At 62.6% G+C, this 13240-nt stretch carries 16 protein-coding genes; 5 read left to right on the forward strand and 11 right to left on the reverse strand.

Annotated features, from left to right (window positions below):
* Position 1: 1 nt before the first annotated feature.
* The 3 genes from AC0KXH_RS14650 to AC0KXH_RS14660 all read left to right on the forward strand — a co-directional run bounded on the left by AC0KXH_RS14650 (position 2) and on the right by AC0KXH_RS14660 (position 1705).
* Positions 2-715 (forward strand): electron transport complex subunit E, encoded by a 714-nt coding sequence (locus AC0KXH_RS14650; RefSeq protein WP_061337485.1) that lies wholly within the window; start codon positions 2-4, stop codon positions 713-715.
* 64 nt (positions 716-779) lie between these two features.
* The gene (gene nth / locus AC0KXH_RS14655) at positions 780-1418 is read left to right on the forward strand and encodes an endonuclease III (RefSeq protein ID WP_043221556.1); all 639 of its coding nucleotides are present in this window, start codon (positions 780-782) and stop codon (positions 1416-1418) included.
* A 107-nt stretch (positions 1419-1525) separates the two neighbouring features.
* Complete coding sequence (locus AC0KXH_RS14660; protein ID WP_041104298.1) at positions 1526-1705, forward strand: PA3496 family putative envelope integrity protein; 180 nt, start codon at positions 1526-1528, stop codon at positions 1703-1705.
* Positions 1706-1740: 35 nt separating this feature from the next.
* Here AC0KXH_RS14660 and gloA read toward each other — a convergent pair whose 3' ends face one another.
* The 3 genes from gloA to AC0KXH_RS14675 all read right to left on the reverse strand — a co-directional run bounded on the left by gloA (position 1741) and on the right by AC0KXH_RS14675 (position 4398).
* A complete protein-coding gene (gloA, locus tag AC0KXH_RS14665; RefSeq protein WP_041104296.1) occupies positions 1741-2133 on the reverse strand; it encodes a lactoylglutathione lyase in 393 nt (130 codons plus the stop codon).
* Between the two features lie 86 nt (positions 2134-2219).
* The gene (locus tag AC0KXH_RS14670) at positions 2220-3437 is read right to left on the reverse strand and encodes an argininosuccinate synthase (protein WP_439930871.1); all 1218 of its coding nucleotides are present in this window, start codon (positions 3435-3437) and stop codon (positions 2220-2222) included.
* A 70-nt stretch (positions 3438-3507) separates the two neighbouring features.
* Complete coding sequence (locus AC0KXH_RS14675) at positions 3508-4398, reverse strand: flagellar protein MotY (protein ID WP_312198197.1); 891 nt, start codon at positions 4396-4398, stop codon at positions 3508-3510.
* A gap of 177 nt (positions 4399-4575) precedes the next feature.
* Here AC0KXH_RS14675 and pyrC point away from each other — a divergent pair, with 177 nt between their 5' ends.
* Together pyrC and rnt are read left to right on the forward strand one after the other, a co-directional pair.
* Complete coding sequence (gene pyrC / locus AC0KXH_RS14680; protein WP_041104290.1) at positions 4576-5619, forward strand: dihydroorotase; 1044 nt, start codon at positions 4576-4578, stop codon at positions 5617-5619.
* On the forward strand, positions 5616-6290 hold the full coding sequence (gene rnt / locus AC0KXH_RS14685) for a ribonuclease T (protein WP_041104288.1): 675 nt from the start codon (positions 5616-5618) through the stop codon (positions 6288-6290). Before pyrC ends, rnt begins: the two co-directional genes overlap by 4 nt.
* 87 nt (positions 6291-6377) lie before the next feature.
* Here rnt and thrC read toward each other — a convergent pair whose 3' ends face one another.
* The 8 genes from thrC to rpsP all read right to left on the reverse strand — a co-directional run bounded on the left by thrC (position 6378) and on the right by rpsP (position 13102).
* Positions 6378-7802, reverse strand: coding sequence for a threonine synthase (gene thrC / locus AC0KXH_RS14690; RefSeq protein WP_439930872.1), 1425 nt, complete (start codon positions 7800-7802; stop codon positions 6378-6380).
* Between the two features lie 57 nt (positions 7803-7859).
* Positions 7860-9164 (reverse strand): homoserine dehydrogenase, encoded by a 1305-nt coding sequence (locus AC0KXH_RS14695; RefSeq protein ID WP_041104285.1) that lies wholly within the window; start codon positions 9162-9164, stop codon positions 7860-7862.
* 129 nt (positions 9165-9293) lie between these two features.
* Positions 9294-10019, reverse strand: coding sequence for a bifunctional protein-disulfide isomerase/oxidoreductase DsbC (dsbC, locus tag AC0KXH_RS14700; protein WP_061337489.1), 726 nt, complete (start codon positions 10017-10019; stop codon positions 9294-9296).
* A gap of 79 nt (positions 10020-10098) precedes the next feature.
* Positions 10099-10995 carry a site-specific tyrosine recombinase XerD gene (gene xerD, locus AC0KXH_RS14705; protein ID WP_200291102.1) on the reverse strand — a complete coding sequence of 299 codons (897 nt, stop codon included), beginning with the start codon at positions 10993-10995 and terminating at the stop codon, positions 10099-10101.
* Between the two features lie 156 nt (positions 10996-11151).
* Positions 11152-11502 (reverse strand): 50S ribosomal protein L19, encoded by a 351-nt coding sequence (rplS, locus tag AC0KXH_RS14710; RefSeq protein WP_041104280.1) that lies wholly within the window; start codon positions 11500-11502, stop codon positions 11152-11154.
* Between the two features lie 49 nt (positions 11503-11551).
* Complete coding sequence (trmD, locus tag AC0KXH_RS14715) at positions 11552-12304, reverse strand: tRNA (guanosine(37)-N1)-methyltransferase TrmD (protein WP_200629161.1); 753 nt, start codon at positions 12302-12304, stop codon at positions 11552-11554.
* A 4-nt stretch (positions 12305-12308) separates the two neighbouring features.
* The gene (gene rimM, locus AC0KXH_RS14720; protein ID WP_200629162.1) at positions 12309-12845 is read right to left on the reverse strand and encodes a ribosome maturation factor RimM; all 537 of its coding nucleotides are present in this window, start codon (positions 12843-12845) and stop codon (positions 12309-12311) included.
* A gap of 5 nt (positions 12846-12850) precedes the next feature.
* Positions 12851-13102, reverse strand: coding sequence for a 30S ribosomal protein S16 (gene rpsP / locus AC0KXH_RS14725; protein WP_041104274.1), 252 nt, complete (start codon positions 13100-13102; stop codon positions 12851-12853).
* Between the last annotated feature and the right edge of the window lie 138 nt (positions 13103-13240).

Genomic DNA, 13240 nt, shown 5'->3' on the forward strand with positions numbered 1-13240 from the left:
CATGAGCACCGTCAACTACCGCGATCTGACGATCAACGGCCTGTGGAAGAACAATCCGGGGCTGGTGCAACTGCTTGGCCTGTGCCCACTGCTCGGCGTGAGCAACTCGACGGTCAATGCTCTCGGGCTCGGCCTGGCGACGATGCTGGTGCTGACCTGTTCCAACCTGGCCGTATCGCTGGTTCGCGGCGTGGTGAACACGGCCGTGCGCCTGCCGGCATTCGTCATGATCATCGCCGCGCTGACGACCTGTATCGAACTGCTGATGCAGGCTTTTACCTATGAGCTCTACCAGATCCTCGGCATCTTCATTCCCCTGATCACCACGAACTGCGTGATCCTCGGCCGCGCCGACGGCTTTGCTGCCAAGCATGGGCCGCTGGCCGCCGTTTTCGATGGCCTGATGATGGGCCTGGGCTTCTGCCTGGTGCTCGTGGTGCTAGGCGGAACGCGCGAGCTGTTCGGTACCGGCGCGCTGTTGGCCAACATGAACCTGCTGTTCGGACCGGCAGCGGCCGACTGGCAGCTGACCCTCGTACAGGATTACAAAGGCTTCCTGCTCGCGATCCTCCCTCCGGGGGCGTTCATCGTCCTCGGCCTGCTGATCGCACTGAAAAACCGCATCGACCATGCCCTGGCCGAACGCCGCAAGGCCGAAGCCCCCCAAGCCAGTGCGCCCTCGCGCCGCGTGCGGGTAACCGGAGTCATCGAATGATCCGCTTGCCTCATCCGGCCCTGCCACTCGGGCAGCGTCCGCCGGCTTGCGGGGATCACAGCGCATGAACGCCGAGAAGCGCAGGGAGATCTTTCGTCGCTTCCACGAGGACAATCCCGAACCGAAGACGGAGCTGGCCTACAGCTCGCCGTTCGAGCTGCTCGTCGCGGTGATTCTGTCGGCGCAGGCTACCGATGTAGGCGTGAACAAGGCCACGGCCCGGCTGTTCCCGGTCGCCAATACTCCCGAAGCGATCCATGCACTCGGTGTCGAGGGCCTGGAGCCGTACATCAAGACAATCGGGCTTTACCGCAGCAAGGCCAAGAACGTCATCGAGACCTGCCGCATCCTCGTCGAACAGCACGGCGGCCAGGTTCCCGACAACCGCGAAGCGCTCGAAGCGCTGCCGGGCGTCGGCCGCAAGACCGCCAACGTGGTACTGAACACGGCATTCCGCCAGCTGACCATGGCGGTCGATACGCACATCTTCCGCGTCGCGAACCGGACCAACATCGCGCCGGGCAAGAATGTACTGGAGGTCGAGCGCAAGCTGCTCAAGGTCGTGCCCAAGGAGTATCTGCTCGATGCCCATCACTGGCTGATCCTGCATGGCCGTTACGTCTGCAAGGCCCGCCGCCCGCAGTGTGGCAGCTGCAGGATCGAAGACCTGTGCGAGTACAAGCACAAGACCTCCGACGATTGAGCCGCAACGAAAAAACCGTGCGTCTCGATTGAAAAAATCTTTTTTACGGCCTCCAGGTTTGCCGCTATAAGGTGCGCCAAAGCGCCCCATCGCCTTGGAGTGAACACGTGTCCGAAAAAGAAGATATCCAGATCGAAGACGACTTCATCGCCGAAGAGGACGATGACAGTAGCGAGGCTCCGGTCGAGGTCGCCAAGACCAACCTGACCAAGCGCCGCATCATCGACAACCTGCTCGAAGAGCGCCGCCTGCAAAAACAGCTCAACGACTTCGACTTCGATCTCTGATCGCGCAATGGCCCCGCTAACGGGGCCATCACGTCTCAATCCGCCCGCTGCGGCGACAGCAATTCGATCTTGTAGCCGTCCGGGTCTTCGACGAAGGCCAGGATGCTCGAGCCGTGCTTCATCGGCCCCGGCTCACGGGTGATCTTGCCGCCGCGGGCGCGAATGTCGTCGCAGGCCTTGTAGACATCCTCAACTTCCAGGGCGATGTGTCCGTAACCGCTCCCCAGGTCATAGGTATCCACGCCCCAGTTGTAGGTCAGCTCGATCACACTGTTGTGCGCCTCGTCACCGTAGCCGACAAACGCCAGGGTGAACTGGCCGTCCGGGTAGTCCTTGCGGCGCAGCAGGGTCATGCCCAGCACTTCGGTATAGAAGGCGATGGATCGGTCCATGTCGCCGACACGCAGCATGGTATGCAGCAGTCTCATCAGGATTCTCCTCTGTTTTCAGAGCACGGAAAGCATGACCCCGGCTCGTGGCCGGGGTCATGGTCAGGCTAGCGGTTACCAGCTTATCAGAGCGGACTGCGGCCCTTGCCCGCCGCGATGCGCATGCGCAGCGCGTTGAGCTTGATGAAGCCGCCGGCATCGGCCTGGTCGTAGGCACCTGCATCGTCTTCGAAGGTGGCAATGTTGGCGTCGAACAGCGAGTCATCCGACTTGCGGCCGACGACGATGACGTTGCCCTTGTACAGCTTCAGGCGTACCACGCCGTTCACGTTCACCTGCGAGGCGTCGATCATCTGCTGCAGCATCAGCCGCTCGGGGCTCCACCAGTAGCCGTTGTAGATCAGGCTGGCGTACTTGGGCATCAGTTCGTCTTTCAGGTGCGCCACTTCGCGGTCGAGGGTGATCGACTCGATCGCACGGTGGGCCTTGAGCATGATGGTGCCGCCGGGCGTCTCGTAGCAGCCGCGCGACTTCATGCCCACGTAGCGGTTCTCGACGATGTCCAGGCGACCGATACCGTTCTCGCCGCCGATGCGGTTCAGTTCGGTCAGCACCTGGGCCGGGGTCATGTCCTTGCCGTCGATGGCAACGATGTCACCGGCGCGGTAGGTCAGCTCAATGTAGGAGGGGCTATCCGGCGCGGATTCCGGGGACTTGGTCCAGCGCCACATGTCCTCTTCATGCTCGGTCCAGGTGTCTTCCAACACGCCGCCCTCGTAGGAGATGTGCAGCAGGTTGGCGTCCATGGAGTACGGCGACTTCTTCTTGCCGTGGCGCTCGATCGGGATGGCATGCTTTTCGGCGTAGTCCATCAGCTTCTCGCGCGAGAGCAGGTCCCACTCGCGCCAGGGCGCGATGACCTTGACGCCCGGCTTCAGCGCATAGGCACCCAGCTCGAAGCGCACCTGGTCGTTGCCCTTGCCGGTGGCGCCGTGGGAGATGGCGTCGGCGCCGGTCTCGTTGGCGATCTCGATCAGGCGCTTGGCGATCAGCGGACGGGCGATCGAGGTACCCAGCAGGTACTCGCCTTCGTAAACGGTGTTGGCACGGAACATCGGGAAAACGAAGTCACGCACGAACTCTTCGCGCAGGTCGTCAATGTAGATTTCCTTGACGCCCAGGGCCTGTGCCTTGGCGCGAGCCGGCTCGACCTCTTCGCCCTGCCCCAGGTCGGCAGTGAAGGTCACTACCTCGCAGTTGTAGGTGTCCTGCAGCCACTTGAGGATCACCGAGGTGTCCAGGCCACCGGAATAGGCCAGAACCACCTTCTTAACGTCCGCCATGCCATCAGCTCCACGGTGTTGTACGAAAAGCCCATGATTCTACGCCTGGCGGCCGGGCTTTTACAGGGGCTCAGCTGGTCGGGCTGGCCGCCGTGGCCGTCGCCGGCACCGCCGCCTCGCGCTCCAGGCGAACGGCCACACGGCGATTCTGCGCGCGATTACGCGCGTTGCTGTTCGGTACCAGCGGGTAACGCTCGCCATGGAAGCGCAACGTGATCTGCTCTTCCTTCACGCCGTTGGCGATCAGGTATTCCTGCACCGCCAGGGCTCGGCGCCGCGAAAGATCACGATTGGTCAGGCGGTTACCGCTGTTGTCGGAGTGCCCATCCAGAAGGACACGGTTGACGCTCGGATCGGCCCGCAGGTAGGCCAGGACCCGATCCAGCTGAGCGCGGCCGGCTGGCTCCAGCGCGACGCCACCACTGGGAAAAGGCACACGGGTCTGCCGCACCTGATCGAAATTGACCGGCAGCAACTTCGCCGTGCAGACGCGATATTCCTCATAGGCCTTGGCAAAGCGCGCCGGCAATAGGCGCACCTCCAGCGGATCGCCACCGTAAGAAGTACGATGGCGCACCACCGGACTGCGACCTTCCAGGAGCCCTGTCAACAGTCGCCCCGCCTGTGCCTGGGAGCTGTTGAAGGGGATATCGCCACCGCGAACGGCAACGGATCCCAGGTTGATATCGCTGCGTGTCGGCTGCCAGGGAGCTGCGGCCGCGAGCAGCGTTGCCGTACCGTTGTCGAGCCAGCGCTGCGGCGATTGCAAGCGAAACACCGCCTGCTCACCCGCGCGGCGGACGAACTCACCCTGCCCGAAGCCGGCGACCGGCTGGATCAGCCGACACTCGAACTGGTCGCCCTCCACGCGCCATTCCACCCGTTCCAGACGCGTCTGGAAGGTGATGGCACTGGCAGGGGTCGCCAGCAGGCAGAACAACAGGACAGGACGCAGGCGCACGGCGAGCTCCGCTGAATGGACAGTTACCTCGGAGATATCGGGCCCCACGGGGGAAACTTGAGCCGCCCCGTGCCACTGGCGAGGCAGCCGCTCCACGCCTCGCCATCGCACGACGTGCCGTGCCGTGCCAATTCCGGTAGCATGCGGGCACGTTTGACCGGCCTGGAAGATAGCTGCATGAGCGACCGAATTACCCTGCTGCGCCCCGACGACTGGCATATCCATTTGCGCGACGGCGCGGCCCTTCCGCATACGGTCGGCGATGCGGCCAGGCAGTTCGCTCGCGCCATCGTCATGCCCAACCTGGTGCCGCCAGTTCGCAATGCGGACGAGGCCCAGGCCTATCGGCAGCGCATCCTGGCGGCGCGCCCCGATGGCAGCCGCTTCGAGCCGCTGATGGTGCTCTACCTCACCGACAATACCCAACCGGATGAGATCCGCCAGGCCCGCGCCAGCGGTTTCGTTCATGCTGCCAAGCTCTATCCTGCCGGGGCGACCACCAACTCCGCCTCTGGCGTGACCAGCCTCGACAACATCTTTCCGGTGCTGGAGACGATGGCCGAGGTCGGCCTGCCGCTGCTGGTCCACGGCGAGGTCACTCGCAGCGAAGTCGATATCTTCGACCGGGAAAAGCGCTTCATCGACGAGCAGCTCTGCCACGTCACCGCGCGCTTCCCGACCCTCAAGGTGGTGTTCGAGCACATCACCACAGGTGACGCCGTGCAGTTCGTCGAGGCTGCCGGCAGCAATGTGGGCGCGACCATCACCGCCCATCACTTGCTATACAACCGCAACCACATGCTGGTCGGCGGTATTCGTCCGCACTTCTTCTGCCTGCCCATTCTCAAGCGCAACCTGCACCAGGAGGCGCTGCTCGACGCAGCCACCAGTGGCAACGCGAAGTTCTTCCTCGGCACCGACTCGGCGCCCCATGCGCAACATGCCAAGGAGGCAGCCTGCGGCTGCGCCGGCTGCTATACCGCGTATGCGGCGATCGAGCTCTACGCCGAAGCCTTCGAACAGCGCAATGCACTGGACAAGCTCGAAGCCTTTGCGGCCCATCACGGCGCAGACTTCTACGGACTGCCGCGTAACACGGAGCAGATCACACTGGTACGCGAGGACTGGCAGATGCCGGCGAGCCTGCCGTTCGGTGAGCAACAGGTGATTCCGCTGCGGGCGGGCGAAACCTTGCGCTGGCGCCTGGAGGGCTCGCGATGAGCGACGAAAGCTTCGATGACGAACTGGACGGCAACCTGCCCGGCAAGCCTCGCTCGCCAATGGCGCGCCGTTTTCGCGGCTTCCTGCCCGTAGTGGTGGATGTGGAATGTGGCGGCTTCAACTGCGCCACCGATGCCCTGTTGGAGATCGCCGCGGTACCTATCGCAATGGACGAACAGGGCCTGCTCTACCCGCAGGAGACGCTGTTCTATCGGGTCGAGCCGTTCGAAGGTGCCAACATTGAGGCGGCTGCACTGGAGTTCACCGGCATCAAGCTCGACCACCCGTTGCGCATGGCGGTGCCTGAATCCCAGGCGCTTGGCGACATATTCCGCCACGTCCGCAAGGCAGTGAAGTCGGCAGGCTGCAAGCGCGCCATTCTCGTTGGGCACAACAGCAGTTTCGATCTCGGCTTTCTCAACGCCGCTATCGGCCGTTGCGATCTGAAGCGCAATCCATTCCACCCCTTTTCCAGCTTCGACACCGCCACCCTCGCCGGTCTCGCCTACGGCCAGACGGTGCTGGCCAAGGCCTGTCAGGCGGCAGGTATCGAGTTCGACGGCCGAGAAGCGCATTCGGCGCGCTACGATACCGAGAAGACCGCCGAGCTGTTCTGCGGCATCGTCAACCGCTGGCGCGAGATGGGCGGCTGGGAAGAATTCGACGAGTAAGGGACCGGGGTCGCGCGGCTGATCGCCCCCGCAACGCAAAAGGCCCATCGTTCGATGGGCCTTTTCGTTTTCGCCGAAGCTCAGCGATTAAAGCGGCTTGCCGCGGTTACCATGCGCACCGACAAACGCCTGGACGGCAGCCAACTCGTTGGGCAGAACGGTGCAACGCTCACCGCGCTCGAACAGGTCCGCCAGGTGCGCCGGCAGCGACAGCGCCTTGCCGACTCCGGCCTTCTCCACCGCCTCCGGGAATTTCACCGGATGAGCGGTGCCGAGCACCACCATCGGCGTGCTCAGGCTGCGACGACATTCGCGCGCCGCACGCACGCCGATGGCGGTATGCGGGTCAAGCAGCTCGCCGGTGTCACGGAACACGTCCGCGATGGTGGCGCAGGTCTGCTCGTCGTCAACGGCAAGCGAATCGAACAGCTTGCGCGCCTCGGTCCAGCGATCCTCCTCGACCGAAAGCTTGCCGCTGCCCTTGAAGCCATCGAGCAACTCGGCGACGACCTTGCCGTTGCGTCCATGCAGATCGAACAGCAGGCGCTCGAAGTTGGACGACACCATGATGTCCATCGAGGGCGACAGCGACGGGTGCAGGGTGTCCTTGTCGTAGCGGTTGCCGGACATGAAGCGATGCAGGATGTCGTTGCGGTTGGTCGCCACGATCAGCTGGCTGACCGGCAGCCCCATGTTGCGCGCCAGGTAGCCGGCGAAGATGTCGCCAAAATTGCCGGTTGGCACCGAGAAGGCCACCGAACGCGCCGGAGCGCCGAGCTGCAGCGCCGCATGAAAGTAGTAAACGATCTGGGCCATGATCCGCGCCCAGTTGATCGAATTCACTGCGACGAGGCGGGTGCCCTTGAGGAAACTCTGGTCGGCGAAGCTTGCCTTGACCATCTCCTGGCAGTCATCGAAGTTGCCCTCGATGGCGATGTTGTGGATGTTGTCCCCGGCGATGGTGGTCATCTGCCGGCGCTGCACTTCCGACACGCGGTTATGCGGATGCAGGATGAAGATGTCCACGTTCTCGCAGCGACGGCAGCCCTCGATGGCCGCCGAGCCGGTATCCCCGGAGGTCGCACCCATGATCACCACGCGCTCGCCGCGCTTGGCCAGCACGTAATCGAGTAGCCGCCCGAGCAACTGCAACGCGAAATCCTTGAACGCCAGGGTGGGACCATGGAACAGCTCGAGCACCCACTCGTTGCCATTGAGCTGGCGCAGGGGCGCTACGGCGGCGTGGGCGAAGACGCCGTCGGCGCCCGCCGCGTAGGTGTCGGCGAGAATCTGCTTGAAATCCGCATCCGGAATGCTCTCGGCAACGAACGGGCGCATCACCTTGAAGGCCAACTCGTGATAAGGCAGACCGGCCCAGGAGGCGATCTCCTCGATGGTGAAGTGCGGTAGGTTCTCCGGTACGTAGAGACCACCGTCACTGGCCAGCCCGGCGAGCAGGACATCTTCGAAGTTCAGGGCCGGTGCCTGCCCACGGGTGCTGATGTAGCGCATTGTTCAAACCTTTGGTTGAGCCCGTGCGACAGGAGCCTGACGCCGACGGCTGCTGTCTTAGTTGAGCTGTTCCACGCGGATACGGACGACCTTGCCCACCACGTCTTCGAGGTGTTCCAGCGCGGCGATCGCATCGTCGATTCGCTGCTCGACCACGCGATGGGTGACCAGAATCACTGGCACCAGGCCATCTTGCTCCTCGGCCTCTTTCTGCATGATCGATTCGATGTTGATGCCGCGCTCGGAAAGAATGGTCGCCACCTGCGCCAGCACGCCCGGATGGTCCTTGGCCTGGATGCGCAGATAGTAGGCACTCTCGCAGGCGCCGATCGGCAGGATCGGATGATCGGACAAGGCGTCAGCCTGAAAGGCCAGGTGCGGCACACGATGGTGCGGGTCGGTCGTCAGCGCACGCGCGACATCGACCAGATCGGCGACAACAGCCGAAGCGGTCGGCTCCATGCCGGCACCGGCACCATAGTAGAGCGTGCTGCCCACCGCATCGCCATTGACCATCACCGCATTCATCACGCCGTTTACGTTGGCGATCAGCCGGTCGGCCGGGATCAACGTCGGATGCACGCGCAGTTCGATACCTGCCTCGGTGCGCCGGGCCATCCCCAGATGCTTGATGCGATAACCCAGCGCCTCGGCATAGTTGACGTCAGCGGTGGTCAGCTTTGTGATGCCCTCGGTATAGGCTTTGTCGAACTGCAGCGGGATGCCGAAGGCAATCGAGGCCAGGATGGTCAGCTTGTGCGCGGCATCGATCCCCTCGACATCGAACGTCGGGTCGGATTCGGCGTAGCCCAGCGCCTGAGCTTCCTTGAGCACGTCCTCGAAGGCACGCCCCTTCTCGCGCATCTCGGTGAGAATGAAGTTGCCGGTGCCATTGATGATGCCGGCCAGCCAGTTGATGCGGTTTCCTGCCAACCCCTCACGGATCGCCTTGATGACCGGGATACCGCCTGCTACCGCGGCCTCGAATGCAACGATGACGCCCTTCTCGCTGGCCTTGGCGAAGATCTCGTTGCCGTGCACGGCAATCAGCGCCTTGTTGGCGGTCACCACATGCTTGCCGTTATCGATGGCCCTGAGCACGAGCTCACGGGCCAGGGTATAGCCGCCGATCAGTTCGACGATGATATCGATCTCGGGATTTTCAGCGACGGCGAACACATCGTCGGTGATCGGCGTATCGCCGGTATCGCACCGCGGATTGGCGTGGCGAGTGGCAATCTGGGCAACTTCGATGCCTCGCCCGGCGCGGCGAGCGATTTCCTCGGCGTTGCGTTTGAGCACATTGAAGGTACCGCCACCGACGGTCCCCAGCCCACAGATGCCAATCTTCACCGGTTTCAAGCTGAACTCCCCATTCACAGCGAAGCGGCTGGAGCCCCCAGCCGCAAAAGGATTCGCACATTACGAAGGGAGGCCGCGTTAGTCAATTGCGCGGCCTTTCGCTCAGCTGGACAAATCACGAGAGCGCCTTCACTTGCCCGCGCGAAGGGCGAGTTCGGCGAGCTGGGCGGCAGGCTGGTAGCCCGGAATCAGTTGCCCATCGGCAAGCACGATCGCGGGCGTTCCCTGAACACCGATACGCTGACCGAGTTGATACTGTTCGGCGACAGGATTGTCGCAGCTGGCTGGCGGAACCTCCTTGCGTGCCTTGGCCAGGTTCATCGCTGCCTGTCGATCTTTGGCACACCATACGCTGGCGAGCGTCTGCGCTCCATGACTGCCCATGCCCTGACGCGGGAAGGCGACGTAGCGGACCTCGACTCCGAGCCGATTGAGTTCGGGCACCTCGCTGTGCAGCTTCTGACAATAGCCGCAATCGGTATCGGTAAACACCGTGATGTGCGTTTTGGCAGCAGCCGGGGAGAACACGACCATATCCTGCTTGGCAATCGCGTCGATCTGCTTGGCGATCGCTTTCGTCTGCGCCTGTTCGGTCAGATTGACCGCTTGACCGTTCTGGAACTGGTAAAGATAGCCGTGCAACACGAACTGGCCATCGGCGCTGACATAGAGCTGCTGGCCACCGGTCAGCTGCACCTGGTAGATGCCCGAGAGCGGACTTTCGGCGATCGACTCGATCGGCATGTCCGGCTGCAGCGATTGCAGGCTCTGGCGAATGGCCTGCTCGGGCTCGGCAGCGAACGCAACGCTGCCAAACAGGCCAAAGGCCACCGCAGCAAGGGAGAATGCGCGCATGAAATACTCCTGGGAACAGCGCTTGGCAAAGGCTTCCAAGCCTACCACAGCGCAGCTTCGCGAAATGCTGCGCAGGTCGCTAGCCGCGCGGATGATGCATGGCGTGCAGCGCCTGCAGGCGTGCACGCGCGATGTGCGTATAGATCTGCGTTGTCGATAGATCACTATGCCCGAGCAGCATCTGCACCGTGCGAAGATCTGCCCCATGGTTCAGCAGATGCGTGGCGAAGGCATGCCGTAGCGTATGTGGCGAAATGGACGTGCTGATGCCGGCCGTGCGAGCGTGTAGCTTGATGCGATGCCAGAACGTTTGCCGAGTCATCTGCTCTCCCCGCTGACTGGGAAACAACGCATCGCACGGACGGCCTGCCAACAGCGTTCCACGCGCCTCGCGCAGATAGCGCTCAAGCCAGGCAAGCGCCTCCTCGCCCAGGGGGACCAGACGCTCCTTGCGGCCCTTGCCAAAGGCGCGCAGAACGCCTTGGCGCAGACTGACCTGTTCCAGGGTTAGGCCGACCAGCTCCGAGACCCGCACGCCGCAGGCATAGAGCACTTCCAGCATGGCGCGATCGCGCAAGCCGAGAGGGTCGTCGATATCGGGCGCCGCTAGCAGCGCCTCGACATCCGCCTCGGAGATCGCCTTGGGCAGCGGCCGCCCGACACGCGGAAGCTCGACCCGCAGCGTCGGGTCGACGGCAATGTCCCCCTCGCGCAACAGGTAACGGTAGAAGCCACGCAACCCGGACAACAGGCGTGCGGTGGAACGCGCCTGATAGCCGTTTTCCAACCGCCAGGCCAGGTGATCCAGAATTGCCTCGCGGCCTGCGTTTCTCAGCTCGATGCCGCGGCCTTCCAGCCAACCGTTGAACAGAGCCAGATCGCTCCGATAGGAGGCCCGAGTATTGTCTGCCAGGCCCTTTTCCAGCCAGAGACTGTCGAGAAAGCGATCGATGAGAGGGTGACCCGGCGCGGACATGTTTACCTTTGACGTGGCCCCAGAAGGCTGGCGTTCTATCGCACCGCTCCGTCATCGGCAAGGCGACGGCTCTACGAAAGACTGGGCGGCACCGCAGTAAAACAGAAGGCTAAAAAAAAGCAGCCCGAAGGCTGCTTTTTTTGGAAGAGGCGTCGATCAGGACAGCTTTTCCTTGATGCGCGCGGCCTTGCCGGACAGATCGCGCAGGTAGTACAGCTTGGCCTTGCGCACGTCACCGCGACGCTTGACGCTGATGCTGTCAACCAGCGGGCTGTAGGTCTGGAAGGTACGCTCGACACCCACGCCGCTGGAGATCTTGCGCACGGTGAAGGCGCTGTTCAGACCGCGGTTGCGCTTGCCGATCACGACGCCTTCGAACGCCTGCAGACGCTGGCGCTCGCCTTCCTTGACCTTCACCTGGACAACAACGGTGTCGCCGGGGGCAAAGGCCGGAATTTCTTTGCTCATCTGCTCGGCTTCGAGCTGCTGGATGATCTTGTTGGTCATGCTGTGCTCCTAAGGCAGGCCGGTCTGCGGCTGCCATCGATACGTTAAGTCAACTATCGTCCCGTTGACGGATATATTCCGCCAACAGCTTTTGTTCTTCCCCAGAAAGCGAGCGGCTATCCAGAAGATCGACACGGCGTTCCCAGGTTCGCCCCAGGGACTGCTGCAAACGCCAGCGCCGGATGTGTTCATGATTGCCACTGAGTAGCACTTCAGGAACACGTTTACCCTCATACACCTCAGGACGCGTGTAGTGCGGGCAGTCGAGCAGGCCGTCGGTAAACGAATCCTCCTCGGCGGAATCAGCATGCCCCAGGGCTCCGGGAAGCAACCTGGTCACGGCATCGATCAGGACCATCGCCGGCAGCTCGCCGCCGGACAGAACGTAATCCCCGATCGACCATTCCTCATCCACGTGCGCCTCGATAAAGCGCTCGTCGATACCTTCATAGCGGCCAGCGATGAGAATCAAAGACTTCTCCTCGGCCAGCCTGCGAACGTCAGCCTGCTTCAGCTGGCGCCCCTGCGGCGACAGATAGATCACCTTCGCCTGCATGCCGCCGGCTTGCCTGGCATCCGCCAGCGCCAGCTCGAGCGGCTTGATTTTCATCACCATCCCCGGGCCACCGCCAAACGGGCGATCGTCCACTGTCTGATGACGATCCTCGGTGTAGCTTCGAGGGTTCCAGCATTTGAGCTCCAGCAAGCCCTGCTTCACCGCGCGACTGGTAATGCCGTAGTCACGGATAGCAGCGAACATCTCCGGGAACAGACTGATGACATCGACACGCAGCGCGGACATGAGCTTAGAAATCCGCGTCCCAGTCGACTCTCATCTCCCCGGCCACCAGATCAATCTGCTGTACGCACTGATCGGTGTAAGGCAGCAGTCGCTCACGATCGTCCAGGCTGCCGACACAAGGCTTGACCACCAGAACGTCGTTGGCACCGGTCTCGAGCAGATGATCCACCACACCGAGCAACTGCCCGAGCGCATCGATCACCTTCAGCCCCTGAAGCTGGTGCCAGTAGTACTCACCCTCATCAAGGGCGGGCAGCAGATCACGCGGAATGCAGATCTCGAAATCCACGTAGTCTCGTGCCACGTCGCGGTCGCCGACACCCTTTAGGCTGGCGACCAGGACATTGCCCTGAACTCTTCCCTTGGTGACCTGCACCTGCCTGACTTCCTCGCCTCGCCGTAGCGTCCAGCTGTGGTAGTCCAGCAGGTTATCGATCGGATCGGTGAAGGAGTACACCTTCACGTCACCGCGAACGCCATGCACCGACACGATCTTGCCGATGACCAGCAGGTCTTCGGCCGGGGCAGACGTCTCGCTCATGTGATTCAGGCAGCGGCCTTGGCAGCTTCCTTCAGCAGCTGAGCAACACGCTCAGACGGCTGGGCACCCTGGCTCAGCCAGTAAGAAGCGCGCTCCTGATTCACGGACAGCTTCACCTCGGCACCGGTAGCGACGGGGTTGAAGAAGCCGATACGCTCGACGAAACGGCCGTCACGCGGGTTGCGGCTGTTGGTCACGGTCAGGTGGTAGAACGGGCGCTTCTTGGAGCCGCCACGGGCGAGACGAATAGTTACCATGTGAACATCGTTCCTGTAGGGTCGGTACAGCAATCTTGAAACAGGGCCCGAGGCCCGAAAGGCCGCACATTTTAAGGATTATGCGAGCTTTTGCAAATGGCTTTTTCCGCCGGGCCTCGCGAGAGGTGTCCGGCACGG

The organism is Stutzerimonas sp. CXK-1, assembly GCF_057738225.1.

Bases quoted from the DNA above. Each gene is read 5' to 3' on its own strand.
- dsbC (WP_061337489.1), bottom strand. From the start codon at position 10,019: ATGCGCGCATTCTCCCTTGCTGCGGTGGCCTTTGGCCTGTTTGGCAGC.
- xerD (WP_200291102.1), bottom strand. From the start codon at position 10,995: ATGTCCGCGCCGGGTCACCCTCTCATCGATCGCTTTCTCGACAGTCTC.
- nth (WP_043221556.1), top strand. From the start codon at position 780: ATGAACGCCGAGAAGCGCAGGGAGATCTTTCGTCGCTTCCACGAGGAC.
- thrC (WP_439930872.1), bottom strand. From the start codon at position 7,802: ATGCGCTACATCAGCACCCGTGGGCAGGCACCGGCCCTGAACTTCGAA.
- rimM (WP_200629162.1), bottom strand. From the start codon at position 12,845: ATGAGCGAGACGTCTGCCCCGGCCGAAGACCTGCTGGTCATCGGCAAG.
- AC0KXH_RS14650 (WP_061337485.1), top strand. From the start codon at position 2: ATGAGCACCGTCAACTACCGCGATCTGACGATCAACGGCCTGTGGAAG.
- rpsP (WP_041104274.1), bottom strand. From the start codon at position 13,102: ATGGTAACTATTCGTCTCGCCCGTGGCGGCTCCAAGAAGCGCCCGTTC.
- gloA (WP_041104296.1), bottom strand. From the start codon at position 2,133: ATGAGACTGCTGCATACCATGCTGCGTGTCGGCGACATGGACCGATCC.
- pyrC (WP_041104290.1), top strand. From the start codon at position 4,576: ATGAGCGACCGAATTACCCTGCTGCGCCCCGACGACTGGCATATCCAT.
- rnt (WP_041104288.1), top strand. From the start codon at position 5,616: ATGAGCGACGAAAGCTTCGATGACGAACTGGACGGCAACCTGCCCGGC.
- rplS (WP_041104280.1), bottom strand. From the start codon at position 11,502: ATGACCAACAAGATCATCCAGCAGCTCGAAGCCGAGCAGATGAGCAAA.
- trmD (WP_200629161.1), bottom strand. From the start codon at position 12,304: ATGTCCGCGCTGCGTGTCGATGTCATCAGTCTGTTCCCGGAGATGTTC.
- AC0KXH_RS14670 (WP_439930871.1), bottom strand. From the start codon at position 3,437: ATGGCGGACGTTAAGAAGGTGGTTCTGGCCTATTCCGGTGGCCTGGAC.